The organism is Streptomyces sp. NBC_01276, from assembly GCF_041435355.1.
Lineage (GTDB): Bacteria > Actinomycetota > Actinomycetes > Streptomycetales > Streptomycetaceae > Streptomyces.
Map to the genome: position 1 here is coordinate 337,200 of NZ_CP108444.1, position 22,098 is coordinate 359,297.

Genomic DNA, 22,098 nt, shown 5'->3' on the forward strand with positions numbered 1-22,098 from the left:
ATCGCGGCAGCCTTGAGAAAACGACCTGGGGCGACTCAGCCGGCCTTACGGCGGAAGTTGCGGTTCTGGACGTTGGGCCCGTTGAGCCCGTTGATCTTGGACCGTCCTTCCAGGTGAGCCTGCTGCGAGCGGTTGGTGCGGACCTTGCGCTCCAGAGCCTCGCGGAACTTTCGCTTGCTATCGGTCTCAGCGGCGTGGTTTTCCGGCGTATCAGTCATACGTACCTCCTGAGCATTTTCTAGAGCCGTTTTAGTGTGACATCCCAGCAGCGATATGGCGACCCTCTTCCCCGCCCGACTGAACAAATCCAGCCACCCTCCCGACTTTTCGTGAAGGGGAGATGCGGAAGGCCCGTCCGGCACGCCGGAAAGCGTGCCGGACGGGCCGGTGGCGGGCGGGGCGGGTCAGGCCACGTAGCCGGCGAGTTCGGCGGCGAGCGCGGCGTCCACGTTGGCCTTCAGGAGGGTTCCGCTCTCCTCGTGGCTCTCGGCGAGGATCTCCCCGTCGGAGTGGATCCGCGCGACCAGGTGGCCCTCGGTGTACGGGATGAGCACCTCGATCTCGGTCTCGGGGTGCGGCAGCCCCGCCTCGATCCGGGCCAGCAGCTCGGGAACTCCCTCCCCGGTACGGGCGGACACGACGACGGCTCCCGGCTCGGCCGCCAGCAGCCGCTCCAGGGTCTGCGCGGAGGCGGTGTCGGCCTTGTTGACCACGACGACCTCCGGCACGCCGGCGCCGCCGACCTCGCCGACGACGGCGCGCACGGCCTCGATCTGGGCCTCCGGGTCGGGGTGCGAGCCGTCGACCACGTGCAGGATGAGGTCCGCCTCGGCGACCTCCTCCAGGGTGGAACGGAAGGCGTCGACGAGCTGGTGGGGCAGGTGGCGGACGAATCCCACGGTGTCGGCCAGGGTGTAGGCCCGCCCGGCGGGCGTCTCGGACCGGCGCACGGTCGGATCGAGGGTGGCGAACAGGGCGTTCTGGACGTGGACCTCGGCCCCCGTGAGCCGGTTGAGCAGCGAGGACTTGCCCGCGTTGGTGTAGCCCGCGATGGCGACCGAGGGGACCTTGTTGCGACGGCGCTCCTGGCGCTTGAGGTCGCGCGCGGTCTTCATCTCGTCGATGTCCCTGCGCATCTTGGCCATCTTGTCGCGCAGCCGGCGCCGGTCCGTCTCGATCTTCGTCTCGCCGGGGCCGCGGGTGGCCATGCCGCCGCCCCCGGCGCCGCCGCCGCCCATCTGCCGGGACAGCGAGGCGCCCCAGCCGCGCAGGCGCGGCAGCATGTACTGCATCTGCGCGAGCGCGACCTGCGCCTTGCCCTCGCGGGACGTGGCCCGCTGCGCGAAGATGTCGAGGATCAGGGCGGTCCGGTCCACGACCTTGACCTGGACGAACTCCTCCAGCCGGACCAGCTGGGAGGGGCTCAGCTCGCCGTCGCACACCACCGTGTCGGCACCGGTCCGCTCGACGATCTCGCGCAGCTCCTTCGCCTTGCCCGAGCCGATGTAGGTGGCCGGGTCCGGCTTGTCGCGGCGCTGGATGACTCCGTCGAGCACGAGGGCGCCCGCCGTCTCGGCGAGGGCGGCCAGCTCGGCGAGTGAGCTCTCCGCCTCCGCGGCCGAGCCGGAGGTCCACACTCCGACCAGCACCACGCGTTCGAGGCGGACCTGACGCTGCTCGACCTCGACGACGTCGCGCAGTTCGGTCGACAGGCCTGCGACGTGGCGCAGTCCGGTCTCCTCCCGGGCGTCGATGGCGTCGGCGGCGCCGATGGGGCGGGTGGTGGTGCCGGGCTGCTCTGTGGCGGTCATGCGCTTCCTCTCAGAAGGGGTGGGTGGGGTGGATCACTGGTTCAGACGGCCGGTGAGACGGATGTCCGCGGAGGACGATCCGACGGTGACCGTGCGGGGGCCGGGGGCGTTCTGCCAGGCGTGCCCGCGGGTGTCCCAGTACTGGAGCCGACGGGCGTCGACGGGCAGGGTGACGCGCTTCTCCTCGCCCGGCTCCAGGGAGACCTTGGTGTAGGCGGCGAGTGCGCGGACGGCCTGCGGGGCGGAGACGAGGCCGCTGGGGCCGAGGTAGACCTGGACCGCCTCCTTGCCCGCGACGGAGCCGGTGTTGCGGACCGTGACGTGGACGGCGGCGCCCGCGCCGGTGCGTTCCACGGCCAGGTCGCGGTAGTCGAAGGTGGTGTAGGACAGGCCGTGCCCGAAGGGGAAGAGCGGGGCGACGCCCTGCTGCTCGTACCAGCGGTGGCCGACGTTGACGCCCTCGCTGTACGTCTGCTTGCCGCCGACGCCGGGGAAGCGCTCGGGGTGCCCGGCCATCGGCTGGGCGCTCTCGGAGGCGGGGAAGGTCTGGGTGAGCTTGCCGCTGGGGTTGGCGTCCCCGTACAGCAGGGCCGCCGTGGCCCGGGCCCCTTCCTGGCCCGGGTACCACATGTCGAGGACGGCGGCGGTGCCGGAGAGCCACGGCATCAGCACCGAGGAGCCGGTGTTGAGGACGACGACGGTGTTCGGGTTGGCCCGGGTGACGGCGGTGACGAGCTCGTCCTGGCCGTCCGGCAGGGAGAGGGAGGGGCGGTCGTAGCCCTCGGAGCCCTCGTCCTGGACGAAGACGACCGCGGTCCGGGCGGCGGCCGCGGCGGCGACGGCGCGGTCGAGGTTGCGCGCGGCCTGCTCCGGGGTGACCCAGGTGAGGTCGACGGACAGCGGGCGGTCGGGCCACGCCCAGCCGTTCATGGACAGTTTGTGCGTGCCGCGGGTCAGGCGCAGGACGACGCTGGTGGTCTCGCTGAAGGAGTCGGCCGCGTAGACGGGGCTCTGGCCGTCGATCTGGAGGACGGCCAGGCCGCCGTCGACGCGCAGGCCGATGCGGTAGTCGCCGTCGGCGGGAACGGTCAGGGTGCCGTCGTAGAAGGTGCGGTCGCCGCCCGGGTCGAGCTGCCTGCCACCCGTGAAGGCGGGGCTGAGCTGCTCGGCGGTGAGCGGTGTGCCGAGGCGGTCGACGCCCGGCTCGTAGCGGACGGTGGCGCCGGATCCGGCCCGTTCGCGCAGGGCGTCGAGGGGCGCCCCGGCACCGTCGGGCACCACGTGCGCGCTGCCCAGGCCGGACACCTTGGGGCGCAGGGCGCTGTCGCCGATGACGGCGAGGTCCGAGCCGGCCGGGCCGGTGAGGGGCAGGGCCGGGCGGCCGGCGACGGTGGTGTTGCGCAGCAGGACGGCGCCGTTCTCGGCGATCCGGCGGGCGGTGTCGCGGCCGGCCTGTGCGTCGCGCGCGGGGCGCGGGCGGGCGGCGTCGAGGAGGCCGAAGCGTTCCATCTGCCCGACGATGCGGGTGACGGAGCGGTCGAGGGCGGCCTGGGGGACGGTGCCGTCGCGCAGGGCGGCGCGCAGGGCGGCGCCGAAGTGCCTGGCGTCGGGGACCGGGTCGGTGGGCTTGCCCATCTCCAGGCCGAGTTCCTGGTCCAGGCCCTTGGTCAGGTCGGTGGTGGCGTGGGTGGCGAGCCAGTCGGACATCACCCACCCCTTGAAGCCCCACTGTTCGCGCAGGACCTTCTGCAGGAGCTGGTCGTTGCCGCAGGAGGGGGTGCCGTTGACGCCGTTGTAGGAGCACATGACGGCGGCGGCGCCGGCGTCGACGGCGCTGCGGAAGGCGGGGAGTTCGACTTCCTGGAGGGTCTGCTCGTCGATGGAGGCGTCCACGGTGAAGCGGTCGGTCTCCTGGTTGTTGCCCGCGAAGTGCTTGACCGTGGCCATCAGGCCCTGGCTCTGGATGCCCTTGATCTGGGCGGCGGCGGTGCGGGAGGTGACGAGGGGGTCCTCGCTGAACGTCTCGAAGTTGCGGCCGCCGTGGGGCACCCGGATGGTGTTGACCATCGGTCCGAGGACCACGTCCTGGCCCAGGGCGCGGCCCTCGTGGCCGAGGACGGTGCCGTAGGCGGTGGCGAGGGAGTCGTCGAAGGTCGCGGCGAGGGCGGTCGGGGTGGGCAGCGCGGTGGCCCGCACCCCGTTGAGGCGGACCCCGACGGGGCCGTCGGAGGCCTGGAGCGGCGGTATTCCGAGGCGGGGCACGCCCGGCAGGTAGCCGACGCCGCGGGCGAGGGGGCCGCCGGTGGGACCGGCCGTCCAGTGGACGAAGGACAGCTTCTCGTCGAGGGTCATCCGCGCGACCAGCGCCCGGACGCGGGGGCTGCCCTCGGTGGCGGCCCCGACGGCGTGCCCGGCGGCCGGGGTGAGGAGGCTGCCGGTGCAGAAGAGCGCCGCGCAGACGGCGAGCACGCGAGCGGCCCGGCGCGGGCCCCGCCGCCCAGGGCTGCGGAGTCTGCTGCGGAGGCGGGGTATCGGGTCCCCTGGCGTGCGGGACGGCATGTGGTCTCCCTGGGTGTGGGCGCGCAGCTGCCCCGGGACGGACGCCGGGTACGCGCACCTCCACGCTTCCGGAGATCCGCCGGGGTGGCGAGGTTCCCCGGCCACACTGTTCGGAGTACGCGGTTCCGGTGCTGTTCGGCCGTACGGGGAAAGGGATCCGCGGGGCCGGCGGCCCGCGGCGGGCGCCGCGGAGGGCGACCGAGGGGCCCCGTACGGGCTCCGGCGGGCCCCGGGTGGTGGCCGGGTCACCACCCGGGGCGGTGCGCGTCGGCGGTGGGCCGGGACCGGGCGGCCACCCCGGCCGGCGCCGGGAAGTGTGGTTCCGGCCTACCTGGGCGCCCGCCGGTACGGGGGTGACGGTGGAGGTACCCAATTGACCTGCCCCGGCCCCCACGTTCCGGGGTGCAGAACGCGAGGAGCGCCATGAGGGCCATCCGCCCGGTGGAAGCCGAGACCCCGACAGGTGACCAGTCCGCGGAGGTGCGGGCGCTGTGCACGTCGGTGCTGGGGTCGCTGCGCCGCCGGGACCAGCGTCACAAGGGCGAGCTCTACGTGCACGGGCTGCTGAACACCCCCGGCCGCAAGACGATGCGCAACCTCGCCGCGACCACGGGCCGCCGCTCGGCGGAGCAGAGCCTGCACCACTTCATCAGCTGTTCCACCTGGGACTGGTCGCCGCTGCGGGCGGAGCTGACGGCCGGGCTGGAGCGGCTGCTCGCGCCGCGGGCCTGGGTGGTGCGGCCGCTGGTGATCCCGAAGACGGGCCGTCATTCGGTGGGTGTGGGGCGGCGGTTCGTCCCGCAGCTGGGGCAGGTGGTCAACAGCCAGCACGGATACGGGCTGTGGCTGGCCTCGGGCGCGGGCGCGGCGCCCGTCAACTGGCGGCTGTCGCTGAGCGGCGACTGGCTGGACGACACGGAGCTGCGCCGGCGGGCCGCGATACCGGAGGACTCGGCGGATCCGCGCACGGCGGAGGCGCTGGCCGTGGACATGGTGCTGGAGACGGCCGGATGGGGCGCCTCCGCGCTGCCGGTGGTGGCGGACGCCCGGGAGGAGGGCGTGCTGCCGCTGGTGGAGGCGTTCTCCCGGGCGCGGCTGCCGTTCCTGATCCGGGTGGGAGCCGGTACGGGGCTGCTGGCGCCGAGCCTGTCCGCGGGGCGCAGCCGGGCGGTGGCCGGGTCGGCGGGCGGGCTCGCGGAACTGGCGCGCTCCCAGCGGCGCCCCGTGCAGTGGCACGACCCGGCGTGGCCGGGGCACACCCGGACCTCGCTGGTGGGTCTGCTGCCGGTGCGGCTGCCCGGCGGGCCGCCCGGGCCGTCGGCGCTGACCCTGGTCGGGGTGTGGGATCCGGACCGCCGGGAGGTGGCGGAGCTGTGGCTGACCGGCATGTCCGGCGCCGGCCGGGGTGCCCTGTTGGGGCTGGGCCGGCTGATCGGGCGGGCCGACGCCGACTTCCGCGGGACGAGCCTGTCGGTGGGGGCCCTGGACTTCGAGGGGCGTTCGTACCACGGCTGGCACCGGCACGCGACGCTGGTGTCGCTGGCCCACGCCTCGCGGCTGCTGGGCGGCGGCCTGCACCTGGGGGGCGGGCAGGTCACGTCCGCACCGTTGCAGGGGGGCCGGCGGGTTCGGGGTCGAGGCAGGTGCGCGCCCGTTGCAGCCGCAGGGCGAGCTGGAGTTCCAGTGCCTGGTCCGGATGCTGCCAGTCACGGCCCAGCAGCTGGGTGATGCGCTCCAGGCGGCGGGAGACCGTGTTGGGGTGGACGTAGAGGATCTCGGCCGCGCGGGTGGGACTGCCCGCGGCGCTGAACCAGCCCTCCAGGGTCTCCACCAGGTTGCCGAAGCGTTCCGCGTCGTGGTCGAGGAGCGGGCCCAGGGTGCGTTCGACGAATCCGGCGATGTCGTGGTCCCCGGCGAGGAGCATGCCGAGGAAGCCGAGGTCGCGCGCGGCGGCGGAGCGGCCCGTCCCGCCGAGGGCGACGAGGGCCTGGAGGCAGCGCACGGCCTGCTGGTAGGCGGTGTGGACGGCGTCGGCACCCCGGGTGGGACCGCAGGCACCGGCGGTGACCTGGGCGCCGGTGGCCGCTGCGAGGGCGGCGCGGACCTCCTCGGCGACGGCCGCCGCGTCCTCGCCGGGCAGCAGCAGGACGAGCCGGCCGGCCTGGACGGTCTTCATGCCGCGCCGGTGGCGGACGTAGCCGCTGGCCCAGCTCTCCACGAGGTCGGTGGCCCCGGTCTGCGGGTCCGCGACGACCACCACGTGCGGGCGGTGCAGTTCGGCGGCGAACCGGCTGGCCCGTTCGACGAGCCGCTCGGGCGGCCCGTCCCAGGTGGTGAGGTCGGCCAGCAGGTCGTCGTGGACCTGTCCCTCGACCGTGCCGGAGCGCTGTACGACGAGCAGCAGCGCCACGGTACGGGCGTAGGAGACCAGGAGCTGGTCGGCGGGCGCCCCGGCGCCGGCGGCCGGGTGGAAGAGCAGGCAGCCGATGTCCTGGGAGCGCACGGAGAGCGGCACGACCCAGGTGCCGTCGGACAGGGGGCAGGCGACGCCGGTCGCCGCCGCGTTGAGCCGGACGCGGGCCAGTTCCGCGTCGTCCGTGCGCGGCAGGCGGCCGTGTTCGGCGAGCCGTTCGCCGCCCTCGCCGCGGACGGCGAGGCTGCCGCCGAGGTCCGCCGCGGCACGGGCGAGGAGCGCGTCCAGGCCGAGGCCGTCCAGGACGAGCTTGGCCAGGTCGTTCTGGACCCGGTGGGCGCGCAGGGCCTCGCTGAGGGAGGCGCGCACCCGCACGTCGGCGCGGGCCAGTTCGGCGTTGGCGGTCCGGACGCCCTCCAGGGTCCGGGCGGTCCGGACGGCGCTGGCGGAGAGGTCGGCGAGGGAGCGCATGAGGGCGACCTCGTCGGGGGTGAAGTGGTGGATGCCGCGCGCGGCGACGTACAGGTGTCCGATGTGACGGCCGTCGGCGCACAGCGGGACGCCGAGCACGGCCTGCAGGGCCTCGGCGTGCAGGACCTCGTCGAGGGCGGTGGCGTGGGTGGTGCGGTCGTCGGCGAGGTGGTCGGCGGTCCAGAAGGGGGCGGGCGGTTCGCCGGGAACGGCGGCGGGCACGGCCCCGGCGGGTATCCGGTAGCCGACGGTGAGGGCGCTGACCGCGCCGTCGGCGGTGGTGAGGGTGGCGTCGCCGGTGTCCTCGTCGACCAGGACGGTGCAGGCGAGGTCCATGTTGGTCATGAGGCGGGCCCGGCGGGTGATCAGGCGCAGGGTCTCGTCGAGACCGCCCGGGCTGCTGAGGTCGCGTGCGGCGTCGACGAGGGCGGCGAGTTCGGCCTCGCGCCGGCTGCGCCGTTCGAAGAGGGCGCTCACCTCGCGGGCCAGGAACGTGGCACGTTCGAGCCGTTCGGTGCGCGCGGCGCCGGAGCGGGCGCCGGCGAGGAGCTGGTCGTAGGCGCGGGCGGGCGCCTCGCCCGCCAGGAGTTCGAGGACGCGCAGTACGTCGTCCTCGGTCTGGGAGTCCTCCCCCGTCATCGCTACCCCCCTGGGACGAAATCGGCCGATCTGTTCGGTGGCCGGGAACGTAACGTCCGCCGTGAAGGGGCGTCAACCGGACTACGGGCCTTCGCGGCCGCCCGGCCGGGTGGTGGCCGGAGCACCTCCGGCGGCCCCGGCGGGGCCTTTGACGGGTGCCCGCGCCACCTTGGCCCGTGCCCCGCCCCGGTCGTACGCTGACCGGTTCGCGCCGGGAGCGCCCCGGTTTTCCGGTACGGGCGGCCGCCGTCCGCTCCGCGCGGATGCCGTACGGGGCGCGGGCGGACTGTCGCGTTCCGGTGGGCCGCGAGCGGACCTCGGCCGGGGCTCCGACGGATCTCAGGCGGCGGGCCGGGCCACCGCGGTGAGCGGCGGCCCGGCGGGCCGGCCGAGGAGGGTGGGCGCCCGGTGCGCGCAGACCCGTACGGTCGCGTACGGGCGGCGACGGCCCCGCGGACCGCCGCCCGTGTCTCGGGGAAGAGCGGTTCCGGCGGGAACTCCGCCGTGGTGTCGACCGCGCCCGCGCCCGGCGGGGGGGGGGATCTCCTGGATCACGGCGCGGCCGGGCACGGCCGGATCGGACCCGGACGGATCAGGCCCGGACGCCGGTGAAGAGGCCGCGACCGGAGGGGCCGCCCTCCTGGAACTCCACGGTCAGTCCGGCGCGGGTGAAGGCCAGCTCGTAGGCGGCGCGGGTGAAGAGGGTGATGCGGTGGCTCTCGCTGAGGTGGGTGATGTCGCGGCCCGGTTCGGCGATGAGGTAGTGGACGTCGATGCGGGTGGCGTCGTCCTCCAGGCGCGAGTGCGAGACCCGGGAGATGGTCTTGCCCTCGGCCTCCACCACGGACGCGCCGATGTAGCCGGGGGTGAAGGTCTCGGGGAACCACCAGGGTTCGACGACGACCACCCCGCCCGCGGGGTCCAGGTGGGCGGCGAAGCGGGAGAGCGCGGCGTCGAGTTCGGCCTGGTCGCGCATGTGGCCGATGGAGCTGAACATGCAGGTGACGGCCGAGTAGGTGGTGCCGAGCGCGAAGTCGCGCATGTCGCCGGGGTGCACGGGGACGCCGGGGTTGCGGCGGACGGCGATCTCCCGCATGTCGGGGGAGAGTTCGAGGCCCTCGACGGTGTCGAAGGCGGCCGTCAGGTGTTCGAGGTGCAGTCCGGTGCCGCAGGCCACGTCGAGCAGGCTGCGGGCGCCGGGCGCGCGGGAGGTCACCAGGTCCGCGAGGTCGGCGGCCTCGCGGGCGTAGTCCTTGCCCTTGCCCTGGTGGACGAGGTCGTAGAGGCGGGCGATGCCGCCCGTGTAGCCGTCGTCCGGTCGGGCGGTGGCGGTGGCGGTGGTCACGTCGGGTCTCCTTGGCCGGGGCGGGGAGCGGTGGGGGAAGCGGAGCGGGCGGCCCGGTGGCGGGCGGCGAGCCGTTCCAGGGTGGGGACGAGCGCGGCGGGTGACGGCGCGGCGAGGACCTCCTCGCGCAGCCGGCGGGCGGCCGCGGCGATGGAGGGGTCCGTGAGGGCCCGTACGACGGCCTCGCGCAGGGTGGCGGCGTCCAGCTTGGCGGGGGGCAGGTCGATGCCGGCGCCCTGTTCGGCGTGGAGTTCGGCCTTCAGCGGGGCGTCCCACAGGGAGCCGACGATGATCTGCGGCACGCCGTGCAGGGTGGCGGTGTAGCCGGTGCCGGCGCCGCCGTGGTGGACGACGGCGGAGCAGGTGGGCAGCAGGGCGTCCATGGGGACGAAGTCGACGGCCCGGATGTTGGCGGGCAGCGCGTCGCGGTCCTGGAGCTGGCTCGCGTCGAGGGTGGCGACGATCTCGGCGTCGATGTCGCCGAGGGCGTGCAGGAGTTCCTCGAAGGGGACGGCGTCCCGGCCGTAGGTCTCGCGCGCCGATACGCCGAGGGTGACGCAGACCCGGGGCCGGGCCGGCGGGGCGTGCAGCCAGCCGGGGATCACCGACGGCCCGTTGTACGGGACGTAGCGGACCGGCAGGACCTCGCCTGGCACCGGCAGGCGCAGGGCCCCGGGGGCCGGGTCGATGGTCCACATCCCGCCGATGAGCTCCTCGACGGCGGCGGCGTCGGGGGCGGGGCCGAACCGTTCCAGGGTCCAGGTGAGCCACTCGGCCATGGGGTCCTCGCGGAGCTCCTCCGGCCGGCCGGCGCTCAGTTCGAGGAACTGCCGTCGGGCGTGGGTGATGACGTCGGGCCCCCACAGCAGGCGGGCGTGGGCGGCGCCGACGACGTGCGCGGCGATCGGCCCGGCGTAGGTGAAGGGTTCCCACAGGACGAGGTCGGGCTGCCAGGCCCGCGCGAAGGCGACCAGGTCGTCGATGGTCGTGTCGCCGTTGAGCGGGGCGAACGACATGGCGGTCATCATGGTCTGCTGCCCGAGGGCGTGCTCCCAGCCCAGCGGACCGCCGCGGGTCTCGGCGAAGTCGAGGCCCTGCTGGTAGGGGGTGGGGTCGCCGCCGATCCGGGTCATCAGCTCGACGATGGAGTCGAGGTCTCCGACGGGGACCGCCGTCAGCCCCGACCCGTTGATCACCTCGGTGAGGGCGGGCTGGCTGGCGACCCGTACCTCGTGTCCGGCGGCGCGCAGCGCCCAGGCCAGCGGGACCAGGTTGTAGTAGTGCGTGTTGTGCGCGAAGCACGTGATCAGGACGCGCACGGCAGCGTCTCCTCCTCGGTTCCGTCGGCGGGGTCGGCGGCGACCGGCCGGAGGGCCGGGGCGCGCAGTACGGGCGAGCGCGGCCGGACGACCGTCCCGCCGGCCGCGCGCAGCCCGGGACGGGTCTCGGCGAGGACGCGCAGGGCGGCGCGGGCGACGGCCCCGACGAGGTGGGCGCCGGGCCCGGGGTACGGGTCGGCCGGGAGGCCGGGGGGCGGACCGTCGGCGGCGGCCCTCGGGTCGCGGCCGACGGCGGCGACCAGGACCGTGACGTGGGCCCCGGCGGGCAGCTCGTGCCCGGCGAGGGTGACGGCCTCGCGGGCGATACGGGTCCGCAGCCGCACCGGCGGCGCCTCGCGCAGGGTCGAGGCGATGGCGGCGGCGGCTCCGTCGGGGCGGGCGGCCGGACCGAGCCGGCCGCCCGGCTCGTCGAGCAGCCGGCCGACGGCGTGGGAGAGCAGGACCACGGTGGGTTCGGCGCAGCCCACGGCCAGGGCCAGCGCGGCACGCAGGACGTCGGCGCGGTCGGCGTCGGCGCGGTCGGCGTCGGCACCGGCCTCGGCACCGGCCTCGGCACCGGGCAAGGCCTCGGCGAGGAGGGCGGCCAGGGAGCGTTCGGCGGCCTCGCCGGCCTCGGCGACGGTGTGCGTCTGCGGGCACAGCAGGCCGTCCAGGGCGTGGCGGCAGCCGGACAGGTGGCGGACGAAGTCCCCGTGGACGGCTTCGGGCAGGCCGAGCTCCGCGGCGAGGACCCGTCCCACGAGGGGCCGGGCGAAGTCCTCGGCGAGGTCGAAGCGCGGGCCGAGTCCGGCGAGGAGCGTCCGGGCCGACGCGTCGGTCCGCCGCTCGACGGACGCCGGGTCCCCGGCCCGCAGGAGGGGCCCGCCGAAGGCGGTGAGGGCGCCCAGCCGCGCGGCGTCCGCCCGGTCCGGGGTGAGGGCGGGGCTGCGGTAGGGCAGCGGGTCGTCGGCGGCGTCGGCCGGGCCGGGCCCCTCGAAGGCGGGGTGGCCCAGGACCTGTCGCGCGACGGCCGGGTCGGCGGTGACCCAGGTGTCCAGGAGGGTGCTGTGGTACAGGGGGCCCAGGGCGCGGACCCGCTCCTCGTACGGGTACGGGTCCTCGTCGCCGGCCCGCAGGAGGAGGCCGTAGGGGTCGTCCTCGATGCCCGCGAACCACTGCGCGGCACGGGTGAGTTGGTTCCTGCGGGCGCGGCGGGCGGTGTCCCGGGCCGGCGCTCCCCCGTTCAGCGTCTCGGAGGTCATGCCTCTCCTCGTCGTCGGTTGCCGCCGAACAGCGCGTCCAGCCAGCCGTCGACGGCACGGGCCGTGGCCGGGGCGTGCTCGGTCATCATCGTGAAGTGGTTGCCGGGGACGTCCGTGACGGTGTGGGCGGTGTCCCAGACGGACCGCCAGTCCTCGTCGGGGTCGGTCCAGTCGGCCATGGGCAGCGTGGCGCGCAGGTGCAGGACCGGGGCGCGGGTGGGTCGCGGCGTCCAGCCGAGGAGCAGCCGGTGGTAGGCGCCCATGGCGGTGAGCCGGGTGTCGTCGGGCGGTACGGGGCTGCGGTCCATGGCCCAGCGCAGCATGACGTCCCGCCAGACGCCCATCGCGCCGGGCGCGCCGGGGGTGTAGACGTCGGCGAGCACGAGGGCGGCGGGGCCGTCGCCCCGGGCTTCCAGATGACGGGCGAGCGCGTGCGCGGCGTTGGCTCCGGCGGAGTGGCCGACGAGCGCGAACGGCCGGCCCGCCGCCAGTCCGGCGACGGCCTCGGCGTGGGCCGCGCACAGGGCGTCCAGGGAGTCGGGGAGTTCCTCCCCGGGCCGGAATCCGGGCTGCGGGAGGGCGGCGACGGTGCGGCGGCTCGCCAGGGCCGCCGCGAGGGCGGCGAACTCCGCGGGACCGGAGACGGCCGCGGTGCCCGCGACGCCGATGAGCAGCGGCCCGTCACCCGCGCCGTCCGGGCCCTGCGCGAGGGGTACGGGTCGTACGCGCGCGGGCCGTTCACGGGTGAAGACGGGGCGCAGGGCGGCGACGGCGCCGAACGCTTCGACGGCTTCGGCGATCCGGCCGTCGCGGACCGCGTCCCGGTACAGGGCGGAGAGCGTGCCGGGCCGGGGCGGCGCGGCGGGGCCGTCCGCCGGGTCGTCGGGGTCTGCCTGGAGGAGTTCCAGGAGGTGGCGGGCGAGGGCGGCCGGGGTGTCGTGGTCGAAGAAGGCCTCGGGGGCCGGGTCGAGTCCGGTGGTGGCCGCCAGGCGGCGCCGCAGGTGGGTGACGGCGAGCGAGTCGAAGCCGATGAGCGTGAAGCGGGCGTCGGGTTCGACCTCGGCGGCGTCCGCGTGTCCCAGGACGGCGGCGGCCTCGGCCCTCACCAGGCCGAGGAGGGCGGTGTGCCGCTCGGCCGGGGGCAGCCCGGCGAGCTCCCGGCGCGGGTCCCGGGGGGCGGGTGCGCCGGGCGCCGGGTCAGCGGCGGGTGCGGCCGGTACGCCGCCGGGTGCGGCGGGGATCAGCGGAGCCAGCAGGGGGCTGGGCCGGTACGCGGTGAAGCCGTCGGCGAAGCGCTCCCAGTCGGTGTCGGTGACCGTGGCGGTGGCCTCGCCGGCGGCGATCTCACGGAACAGCGCGGTCAGCGCGTCCTGCGGGTCCATGGGCCGTACGCCGCGCCGCGTCAGGTAGGCGGCGCCCTCGCCGTCGCCCATGCCGCCGCCGCCCCACAGGCCCCAGGCGACGGAGGTGGCGGGCAGGCCCTCGGCGTGGCGGCGCAGGGCGAGGGCGTCGAGTCCGGCGTTGGCGGCGGCGTAGGCGCACTGGCCGGCGCTGCCCCAGACGCCCGCGCCCGAGGAGTACAGGACGAACGCGTCGAGGGCGTGGGTGCGCGTGAGTTCGTCCAGGTGGCGGGCCCCGTCCAGTTTGCCCGCGTAGACGTCGGCGAAGGTCGCCGGGCCGGCCTCCGTCAGGGGGCTGACCTGGGGGACGCCCGCCGCGTGGAAGACGGCGGTGAGCGGGGCGTCGGCGGGCACCCCGTCGAGGAGGTCCGCGAGCGCGGCCCGGTCGGCGAGGTCGCAGGCGGCGAAGGTCACCTTGGCGCCGAGGGCGAGGAGTTCGGCCTCGAGGACGTCGGCCCCGGGGGCGCGGCGGCCGCGCCGGCCCACGAGCAGCAGGTGCGCGGCGCCCTCGGCGGCGAGCCGGCGGGCGAGGTGACCGCCCAGGGCACCGGTGCCGCCGGTGACCAGGACGGTGCCGGAGGGACGGTACGGGCGCTGCGCGCGGGGCGCGGGGGCCGACGTCAGGCGGCGACCGTACGCGCGGCCGTCGCGGACGGCGATCTGGTCCTCGGGGCCGCCGAGGGCCGCGGCGAGGATCCGCCAGTCCGCGTCGTCGGCGTGCTCGGGCAGGTCGGCCAGGCCGCCCCACAGGGCGGGGAGTTCGAGGGCCGCGACCCGGCCGAGCCCCCACAGCTGGGCGGCCGCCTGGCGGGGGCGCTCGCCGGGGGTGAGGGCGACGGCCGACCGGGTCGCGCACCACAGGCGGGTGGTCGGGGACGTGTCCGCCAGGGCCTGGACGAGGGCCAGGTTCGCCCGGATCCCGGCCGGGACGGCGCCGGTGGCGGCCCGCTCCCGTTCGTCGGCCGCCAGCAGGGAGAGGACGCCCGCGACGGGTGCGGCCGGGTCGGCCGCGGCGGTCCGCAGGGCCTCGGCCAGGGCGGCCCGGTCGGTCCGGTCGGCGTCGACGGCCAGCCGGCGTACGACGGCCCCGCGCGCGGTCAGGGCCCGTACGGCGGCGGCGGCGAAGGGGGCCGCCGCGGCGGAGTCGCCCGGCGCGGGTTCGACGAGCAGCCAGGTGCCGGTGAGGGGCTCGGGGCCCGGGTGCGGGGCGGGCAGCGGCTGCCAGGTGACCTGGTGGCGCCGGGTGCCGCCCGCCGCCGCCGGGCCCCGGCCCCGGCCCCGGGGGCCGGGGGCGATCCAGAACCGCCGGTGCTGCCAGGCGTACACCGGCAGGGGGAAGGGCCGGGCGCGGGTCCCCTCGAAGAGGCGGGCCCGGTCGACGGCGGCGCCCCGGCTCGCGGCGACGGCCACGGCGCGCACCAGGGTCTCGCCCTCGGGGCGGCCGCGGCGCAGCACGGGGACCAGGACGGGCTCGTCCCCGGGCGCGCCGGCCGGGACCGCGGCGAGGGTCTCCTCCGCCATCGCGCACAGCACGCCGTCGGGGCCGAGTTCGACGAAGGTGGTGACGCCCATCGCGTGCGCGGCGCGCACCCCGTCGGCGAAGCGTACGGCCGCGCGGACGTGGCCGGCCCAGTACGAGCCGTCGCGCAGTTCCCCGCCGGTGGCGCGCCGGCCGGTGACGTTGGAGATCACGGGGATGCGGGGGGCGCGGTAGGTGAGGCCGTCCGCGAGGGTGCGGAACTCCTCCAGCATGGGGTCCATGAGCGGGGAGTGGAAGGCGTGGCTGACGGTGAGCCGCTTGGTCTTCCTGCCGCGCCGGGCGAGCGCCGCCCCGACCTCCTCGACTGCTTCCCCGGTGCCGGAGACGACCACGGAGCGGGGCCCGTTGACGGCGGCGACGACCGCGACACCGCCGAGGCCGGCGAGCAGTTCGTCCACCTCGTCCTCGGTGGCCCGTACGGAGAGCATGGCGCCTCCGGCGGGCAGGGCCTGCATCAGCCGGCCGCGGGCCGCGACGAGGGCGCAGGCGTCGTCGAGGTCGAGGACCCCGGCGACGTGGGCGGCGGCGATCTCGCCGACGGAGTGGCCGAGGAGGACGTCGGGCCGCATGCCCCAGTGTTCGAGCAGCCGGAACAGGGCCACCTCGACGGCGAACAGCGCGGCCTGCGCGTACCGGGTGCGGTGGAGCAGTTCCTCCTCGGGGCTGCCGGGGGCGGCGTCGAGGACCGTGGACAGGGGGTGGTCCAGGTGCGGGTCGAGCCGCTCGGCCACGGCGTCGACGGCGCGGGCGAACACGGGGTGCGCGGCGCGCAGGGCGTGGGCCATGCCGGTGCGCTGGCTGCCCTGTCCGGTGAAGAGGAAGGCGGTCTTCGCCTCTCTGCGCCGCACGCCCGTCACCACGGAGGGGGAGGGCACGCCGTCGGCGAGGGCGTCGAGGCCCCGGGCGAGTTCCGCGTACGTGGTCCCGAGGACGACGGCCCGGTGTTCGAAGGCGGTACGGGTGGCGGCCAGTGCGTGGCCGATGCCGAGGGCGTCGGGTTCGGCGGTGACGAGGTGGTCGCGCAGCCGGCCGGCCTGGGCGCGCAGGGCGGCTTCGGAGCGCCCGGAGACGAACCACGGGACGAGCGGCGGCGCGGCGGCGGCGGCCGGCGCACGGTCGGGGGCTCCGGTGGGAACGGCCGCCGGGGGTGCGCTGCGGGGTGCCTCCTCGACGATCACGTGGGCGTTGGTGCCGCCGACGCCGAAGGCGGAGATCCCCGCCCGGCGCGTCCGGGTACCGGCGGGCCACTGGACGGGCTCGGTCAGCAGCCGGACCCCGCCGGCCGACCAGTCGACGTGCGGGGTGGGCGTCGCGGCGTGCAGGGTCTTGGGCAGCAGTCCGTGCCGCAGCGCCTGGACGGTCTTGATGACCCCGCCCACCCCGGCGGCGGCCTGGGCGTGGCCGATGTTCGACTTCAGCGAGCCGAGCCGCAGCGGCCGGCCGTCGGGACGGCCGGTCCCGTAGACGGCGAGCAGCGCCTGGGCCTCGATGGGGTCGCCGAGGCGGGTGCCGGTGCCGTGCGCCTCGACGGCGTCCACCTCGTGCGGCTCCAGGCCGGCGTCGGCGAGGGCCTGGCGGATGACGCGCTGCTGGGAGGGGCCGTTGGGGGCGGTGAGGCCGTTGCTGGCGCCGTCCTGGTTGACGGCGGAGCCGCGGATGACGGCGAGGACGGGGTGCCCGTTGCGTTCGGCGTCGGAGAGCCGTTCCAGGACGAGGACGCCGACGCCCTCGGCCCAGCCGGTCCCGTCCGCGTCCGCCGAGAAGGCCTTGCACCGGCCGTCGGCGGCCAGACCCTTCTGCCGCGAGAACTCCACGAAGGCCGCCGCGTCGGGCATGACGGCGACGCCCGCGGCCAGCGCCAGTCCGCTCTCGCCGCGCCGCAGCGCCGCCACGGCGAGGTGCAGGGCGACCAGCGAGGAGGAGCAGGCCGTCTCGACGGTCATGGAGGGGCCTTCGAGACCGAGGGCGTAGGAGATCCGCCCGGACAGCACGGCGTCCGCGCTGCCCGTGAGGAGGTAGCCCTCCGATCCCTCGGGCACCCGGTCCAGGTCGGTGGCGTACTCGGCGTGGGCGGCACCGACGTACACGCCGGTGCCCGTGCCGCGCAGGGAGCGCGGGTCCAGGCCGGAGCGCTCCAGCGCCTCCCAGGACACCTCCAGCAGGAGCCGCTGCTGCGGGTCCATCACGACGGCCTCGCGGGGCGAGATGCCGAAGAAGGAGGCGTCGAAGTCGGCGGCGCCCGCGAGGAACCCGCCCTCGGCGCAGTAGGTGGTGCCCTCCGCGTCCGGGTCCGGGTCGTAGAGGCCCTCCAGGTCCCAGCCCCGGTCCGCCGGGAAGGGGGTGACGGCGTCCCGCCCGGCGGCCACCAGGTCCCAGAGGTCCTCCGGAGAGTCGGCTCCGGGGTAGCGGCAGGCCATGCCGACCACCGCGACCGGCTCGTGCGCGGCCTCGGTCAGCTCCCGGTTGCGCCGGCGCAGGCGCTCCGTCTCCTTCAGCGAGGTGCGGAGCGCCTCCATGAGCTTCTCGGAGGACATGGCCATCGGTGGATCCCTCTCTGGGTGGGGCGGGTGGTACGGGCGGGACACCGGGTCAGGCGGCGGCGTCCCGCAGGGCCAGCTCGATCAGGGCGTCCTCGTCGAGCGCGTCGATCAGGTCGACGGCCTCGCCGTCGGCGCCGCCCCCGCCATGACCGCCGTGACCGTGACCGTGGCCGACCCGATCGAAGGCGACGCCGCCCGAGCCCTGCTGGAGTACCGGCGTTGCCGACGCCCCGGGCGCCAGCGCGAGGAGGGTGTCGAGCAGTCCGGCCCCGCGGAGCACGTCGAGCGGTACGGCCGCCAGCGCGGCCCTGATCCGCGCCTCCTCGGGCTCCGCCACGCCCTCGGGGGCCCGCGGCGCCAGCAGGTCCACCAGGTGGGCGGCGACGGCGGAGGCCGTGGGGTGGTCGAAGACCAGGGTCGGGGGCAGTTTGCGTCCCGTGGCACCGCTGAGGCGGACGGCGAGCTCGCCCGCGGTCAGGGAGCTGAACCCGATGTCCTTGAAGGCCCCTTCGGGGTCGACGTCCTCGGGCCCCGCGTGGCCGAGGACGGCGGCGACGGCCTCGCGCACCCGGTCCAGGACGATCTCGTACCGTTCGGCCGGGTCGGCCGCGGCGAGCAGCACCGGCAGCGCGGGCAGCCCGTCGTCGGCGGGCCCGTCGGCCTCCGGGCCCGCCGTGGCCTCGCGGACGCCGGGCAGGTCCCCGATGAGCGGGCTGGGCCGGAAGGTGGTGAACCCCTTCGCGAACAGCGGCCAGTCCATGTCGGCGAGGGCCACGCACACGTCGTCGCGGTCGAGGGCGCGACCGAGGGCGCGGACGGCCTCGGCGGGGTCCATGGCGCGCAGCCCCCGGCTGCTGAGGAACTCCTCCCCGGCGCCTTCACCCATGCCTGCGCCGCCCCACAGGCCCCAGGCCACGGAGGTCGCGGTCAGGCCCTCCCCCCGGCGCCGCTCGGCGAGCGCGTCCAGGGCCGCGTTGGCGGCGCCGTAGGCGCTCTGGCCTCCGCTGCCCCATACGCCGGCCCCGGAGGCGTAGAGCACGAACGCGTCCAGTTCCAGGCCGTGGGAGCGGGTGAGTTCGTCGAGGTGGCGGGCCCCGGCGACCTTGCCCCCGTACACGGCCGCGAGGGAGCCGGTGCCGGTGTCGAGGAAGGTCTCGGAGTGCGGGACGCCGGCGGTGTGGAAGACGGCCGTCGGGGGGTGGGCGTCGAGGAGGGCGGCGAGCGCGCTCCGGTCGGAGACGTCGCAGGCGGCGAGGGTCACCTCGGCGCCGAGGGCGCGCAGTTCGGCGGCCAGGTCCTCGGCGCCCGGGGCCCCGGCGCCCCGGCGGCTGGTCAGGACGAGATGCCCGGCGCCCTGCGCGGCGAGCCAGCGCGCGACGTGCGCCCCGAGCGCGCCGGTCCCCCCGGTCACCAGGACCGTGCCGCGCGGAGCGTAGGTGCGGCGTACGGGTGTACGGTCCGCCGGGACGAGCCGGCGCCCGTAGGTGCCGGAGGCCCGCAGGGCGATCTGGTCCTCACCGGTGGTACCGGTCAGGGCGGCGGCCACCTGCTGCCAGGCGCGCCGGTCGGGAGCCTCGGGCAGGTCCACGAGCCCGCCCCACAGACGGGGGTGCTCCAGGGCGATCCCGCGCCCGAGGCCCCAGAGCTGGGCTCCGGCGGAGTGCGGGAGTTCGCCCGGGGAGACGGCGACGGCGCCCCGGGTGAGGGCCCAGATCCCGGCCGTGAGGCCCGCGTCGACGGCGGCCTGGGCGAGCAGGGTGGTACCGGCCACGGCCAGGGGCACGTCGGACCCCTCGGGGTGCGGGAGTTCGCCCGTACCGAGGAGGGAGAGGATCCCGGCCGGGGCGGTGTGCCCGGCGAGAGCGGCGGCCAGGGCGGCGCGGGTGGCGGTCGCCGCGTCGAGGACGAACCGCTCGACGCGGGCGCCGTGCCGTACGAGGGCCGCTTCCGCCTCGTCGGCCAGACCGGACGCGAGCCCGTCGGCGACCACCAGCAGCCAGGTCCCGTCCAGCCGGGCCGGAAGCTCACGGCCCGGCAGCTTCTTCCACCCGGCCCGGTACCGCCACCCGTCGACGCCGGACGCCTCCAGGGCCCGGGACGCGGCCGGGATCGAGGGCTCCAGCCAGTAGTGCCGCTGTTGGAAGGCGTAGGTGGGCAGGTCGACGCGGCGGGCGCCGGTGCCCTCGAAGAGCTGCGCCCAGTCGATGTCGGTGCCGCGCACGAAGAGCTCGGCGGCACACGTCAGGAACCGCTGGAGTCCGCCTTCGTCACGGCGGAGCGAACCGGTGGTGACCACCTCGGCACCGACCGCCTCGGCCGTCTCCTGGACGCCCATGGTGAGGACGGGGTGCGCACTGGACTCGACGAACGTCCCGAATCCCTTGGCGATCAGCTTGCGCACCGTGTCCTCGAAGCGGACGGGATGGCGCAGGTTGCGGTACCAGTACCCGGCATCGAGCACGGTCTCCGTCAGGAGGCCGCCGGTCACGGTCGAGTAGAACGGGATCTCCGCCCTGCGCGGCACAATCGGGCCGAGAACATCCAGCAGCTCGGCCTCGATCCGCTCCACATGCGCAGAGTGCGAGGCGTAGTCGACGGGCACCTGACGGGCCCGGATCCCCTCCTCCACCGCCTCCGCGACGAACGCGGCCACCGCATCCGCATCCCCGGCGACGACCGTGCTCGACGGCCCGTTCACCGCAGCCACACCCAGCCGGCCCGCCCACACCCCAAGCCGCGCCTCAACAACCTCCAACGGCAACGGAATCGACGCCATACCCCCCAGACCCGCCAACTCACGCCCGATCACCTGAGCCCGCAACGCAACCACCCGCGCCGCATCCGCAAGGGACAACGCCCCCGACACGACAGCAGCTGCGATCTCACCCTGCGAATGCCCGACCACCGCATCCGGCACCACACCCAGCGAACGCCACACCTCGGCGAGCGAAACCATCACCGCCCACGTCACGGGCTGGACCACATCCACCCGCTCCAGCGAACGCCCCTCCCGCAACACCTCCACCACATCGAAATCCACGAACGGCGCCAGAGCATCAGCACACTCCCGCAACCGCCCCGCGAACACCGGGGAAGAGTCGAGCAGCTCCGCACCCATCCCCACCCACTGCGTCCCCTGACCCGGAAACACCAGCACCCGACGACCGAACGACCCCGCCACACCCTCGACGGTCGTACCGCCGAGGACCACCCGGCGGTGTTCCAGCATCGAACGGCCCGTGGCCAGGCTCCACGCCACGTCCAGCGGACGCGGTGCGGGCTCCCGTTCCATGTGGGTGCGCAGGCGTTCCACCTGGTCACGCAGGCCCGCCGCCGACCTGGCGGACACCACCACGGGGACCACCGGCAGCTCCCGGGAGTCCGCTTCCGCGGCGGGCTCCGTCAGCGGGGCCTGCTCCAGGATCACGTGCGCGTTCGTCCCGCTCACACCGAAGGACGACACCCCCGCACGCCGCACCCGACCCACCTCAGGCCACACACGCTCCTCGGCCAGCAGCTCGACCGCACCCGCCTCCCAGTCCACCTCCGAAGACGGCACACCCACATGCAACGTCCTCGGAAGCCGCCCGTGCTCCAGCGCCATCACCATCTTGATGACACCACCCACACCCGCAGCCGCCTGCGCATGCCCGATGTTCGACTTCAACGACCCCAACCACAAAGGCTGTTCGACGCTTCGGGCACTGCCGTAGGTGTCCATGAGGGCCTGGACCTCGATCGGGTCGCCCAGCTTCGTGCCGGTGCCGTGGGCCTCGACCGCGTCGACGTCGGCGGCGGTGACCTGGGCGTCGGCGAGGGCCTGGCGGATGACGCGCTGCTGTGCGGCGCCGCTGGGCGCGGTGAGGCCGTTGCTGGCGCCGTCCTGGTTGACGGCGGAGCCGCGCAGGACGGCCAGGACGCGGTGTCCCTTGCGCACGGCGTCGGAGAGCCGTTCGACGAGCAGGATCCCGGCGCCCTCCCCGGGGCCGAAGCCGTCCGCGGAGTCCGCGAAGGCCTTGCAGCGGCCGTCGGTGGCCACACCGCGCTGGCGGGAGAACTGGACGAAGACGGCGGGTGTCGACATGACGGTGACGCCGCCGGCCAGGGCGAGGTCGCACTCGCCGCGGCGCAGGGACTGGGCGGCCTGGTGCAGGGCGACCAGGGAGGACGAGCAAGCCGTGTCGACGGTCACCGCGGGGCCTTCCAGGCCGAGGGTGTAGGCGATGCGGCCGGAGGTGAAGCTGACGACGCTGCCGGTGAGCAGGTCGCCTTCGAGCTGGGCGGACGGCGCGTGGACGCCGGAGGTGTAGCCGCCGTCCCAGGCACCGACGAACACGCCGGTGCGGCTGCCGTGCAGGGACCGGGGGTCGACTCCGGCCCGTTCGAGGGCCTCCCAGGAGGTTTCCAGCAGCAGCCGCTGCTGGGGATCCATGGCCACCGCCTCGCGCGGGGAGATGCCGAAGAAGGCGGGGTCGAAGGCGCCCGCCGCGTCCAGGAAGCCGCCTTCGCGACAGTAGGAGCGACCGGCCGCGTCGGGGTCGGGGTCGTAGAGGCCCTCGACGTCCCAGCCGCGGTCCCCCGGGAAGGGGGAGACCGCGTCGGTGCCGGAGGAGACCAGCTTCCACAGGGCCTCGGGGCTGTCGGCGCCGCCGGGGAAGCGGCAGGCCATGCCTACGATCGCGATCGGCTCGTGGGCCCGGGACTCCAGGTCCTTGAGGCGTTCGCTGGTGCGGTGCAGTTCGGTCGTGGCCCGCTTCAGGTATTCGCGGAGCTTGTCTTCGTTCGCCATGTCTCGTCAC

8 protein-coding genes and 2 pseudogenes are annotated in these 22,098 nt (G+C 75.7%); 1 reads left to right on the forward strand and 9 read right to left on the reverse strand.

Annotation, left to right across the window (positions count from 1 at the left end; translation table 11 throughout):
- Window positions 1-35: 35 nt before the first annotated feature.
- From OG295_RS41080 to OG295_RS41090, 3 genes are all read right to left on the reverse strand, one after another.
- On the reverse strand, window positions 36-218 hold the full coding sequence (locus OG295_RS41080; RefSeq protein ID WP_266845177.1) for a DUF5302 domain-containing protein: 183 nt from the start codon (window positions 216-218) through the stop codon (window positions 36-38).
- 186 nt (window positions 219-404) lie between these two features.
- On the reverse strand, window positions 405-1,811 hold the full coding sequence (hflX, locus tag OG295_RS41085) for a GTPase HflX (protein WP_331733460.1): 1,407 nt from the start codon (window positions 1,809-1,811) through the stop codon (window positions 405-407).
- A 33-nt stretch (window positions 1,812-1,844) separates the two neighbouring features.
- Window positions 1,845-4,280: a glycoside hydrolase family 3 C-terminal domain-containing protein gene (locus OG295_RS41090; protein ID WP_331733464.1), complete on the reverse strand. Its 2,436-nt coding sequence runs from the start codon at window positions 4,278-4,280 to the stop codon at window positions 1,845-1,847.
- 513 nt (window positions 4,281-4,793) lie between these two features.
- Here OG295_RS41090 and OG295_RS41095 point away from each other — a divergent pair.
- Window positions 4,794-5,492 (forward strand): annotated as a pseudogene (locus tag OG295_RS41095) (IS701 family transposase); the annotation flags it as partial.
- A gap of 472 nt (window positions 5,493-5,964) precedes the next feature.
- Here the strand turns inward: OG295_RS41095 and OG295_RS41100 are convergent.
- The 6 genes and pseudogenes from OG295_RS41100 to OG295_RS41125 form a co-directional block, all read right to left on the reverse strand.
- On the reverse strand, window positions 5,965-7,893 hold the full coding sequence (locus tag OG295_RS41100) for a helix-turn-helix domain-containing protein (protein ID WP_331733467.1): 1,929 nt from the start codon (window positions 7,891-7,893) through the stop codon (window positions 5,965-5,967).
- A 592-nt stretch (window positions 7,894-8,485) separates the two neighbouring features.
- Window positions 8,486-9,238, reverse strand: coding sequence for a class I SAM-dependent methyltransferase (locus tag OG295_RS41105; RefSeq protein WP_331733470.1), 753 nt, complete (start codon window positions 9,236-9,238; stop codon window positions 8,486-8,488).
- A complete protein-coding gene (locus OG295_RS41110) occupies window positions 9,235-10,557 on the reverse strand; it encodes an activator-dependent family glycosyltransferase (protein ID WP_331733473.1) in 1,323 nt (440 codons plus the stop codon). Before OG295_RS41110 ends, OG295_RS41105 begins: the two co-directional genes overlap by 4 nt.
- Entirely contained in the window at window positions 10,545-11,819 is a 1,275-nt protein-coding gene (locus tag OG295_RS41115) for a hypothetical protein (RefSeq protein WP_331733477.1), read from the reverse strand. Before OG295_RS41115 ends, OG295_RS41110 begins: the two co-directional genes overlap by 13 nt.
- The gene (locus tag OG295_RS41120) at window positions 11,816-17,299 is read right to left on the reverse strand and encodes a type I polyketide synthase (RefSeq protein WP_331733480.1); all 5,484 of its coding nucleotides are present in this window, start codon (window positions 17,297-17,299) and stop codon (window positions 11,816-11,818) included. The genes OG295_RS41115 and OG295_RS41120 overlap by 4 nt, the downstream gene beginning before the upstream one ends.
- Before the next feature lie 49 nt (window positions 17,300-17,348).
- Window positions 17,349-22,085 (reverse strand): annotated as a pseudogene (locus tag OG295_RS41125) (SDR family NAD(P)-dependent oxidoreductase); the annotation flags it as partial.
- Window positions 22,086-22,098: the final 13 nt, after the last annotated feature.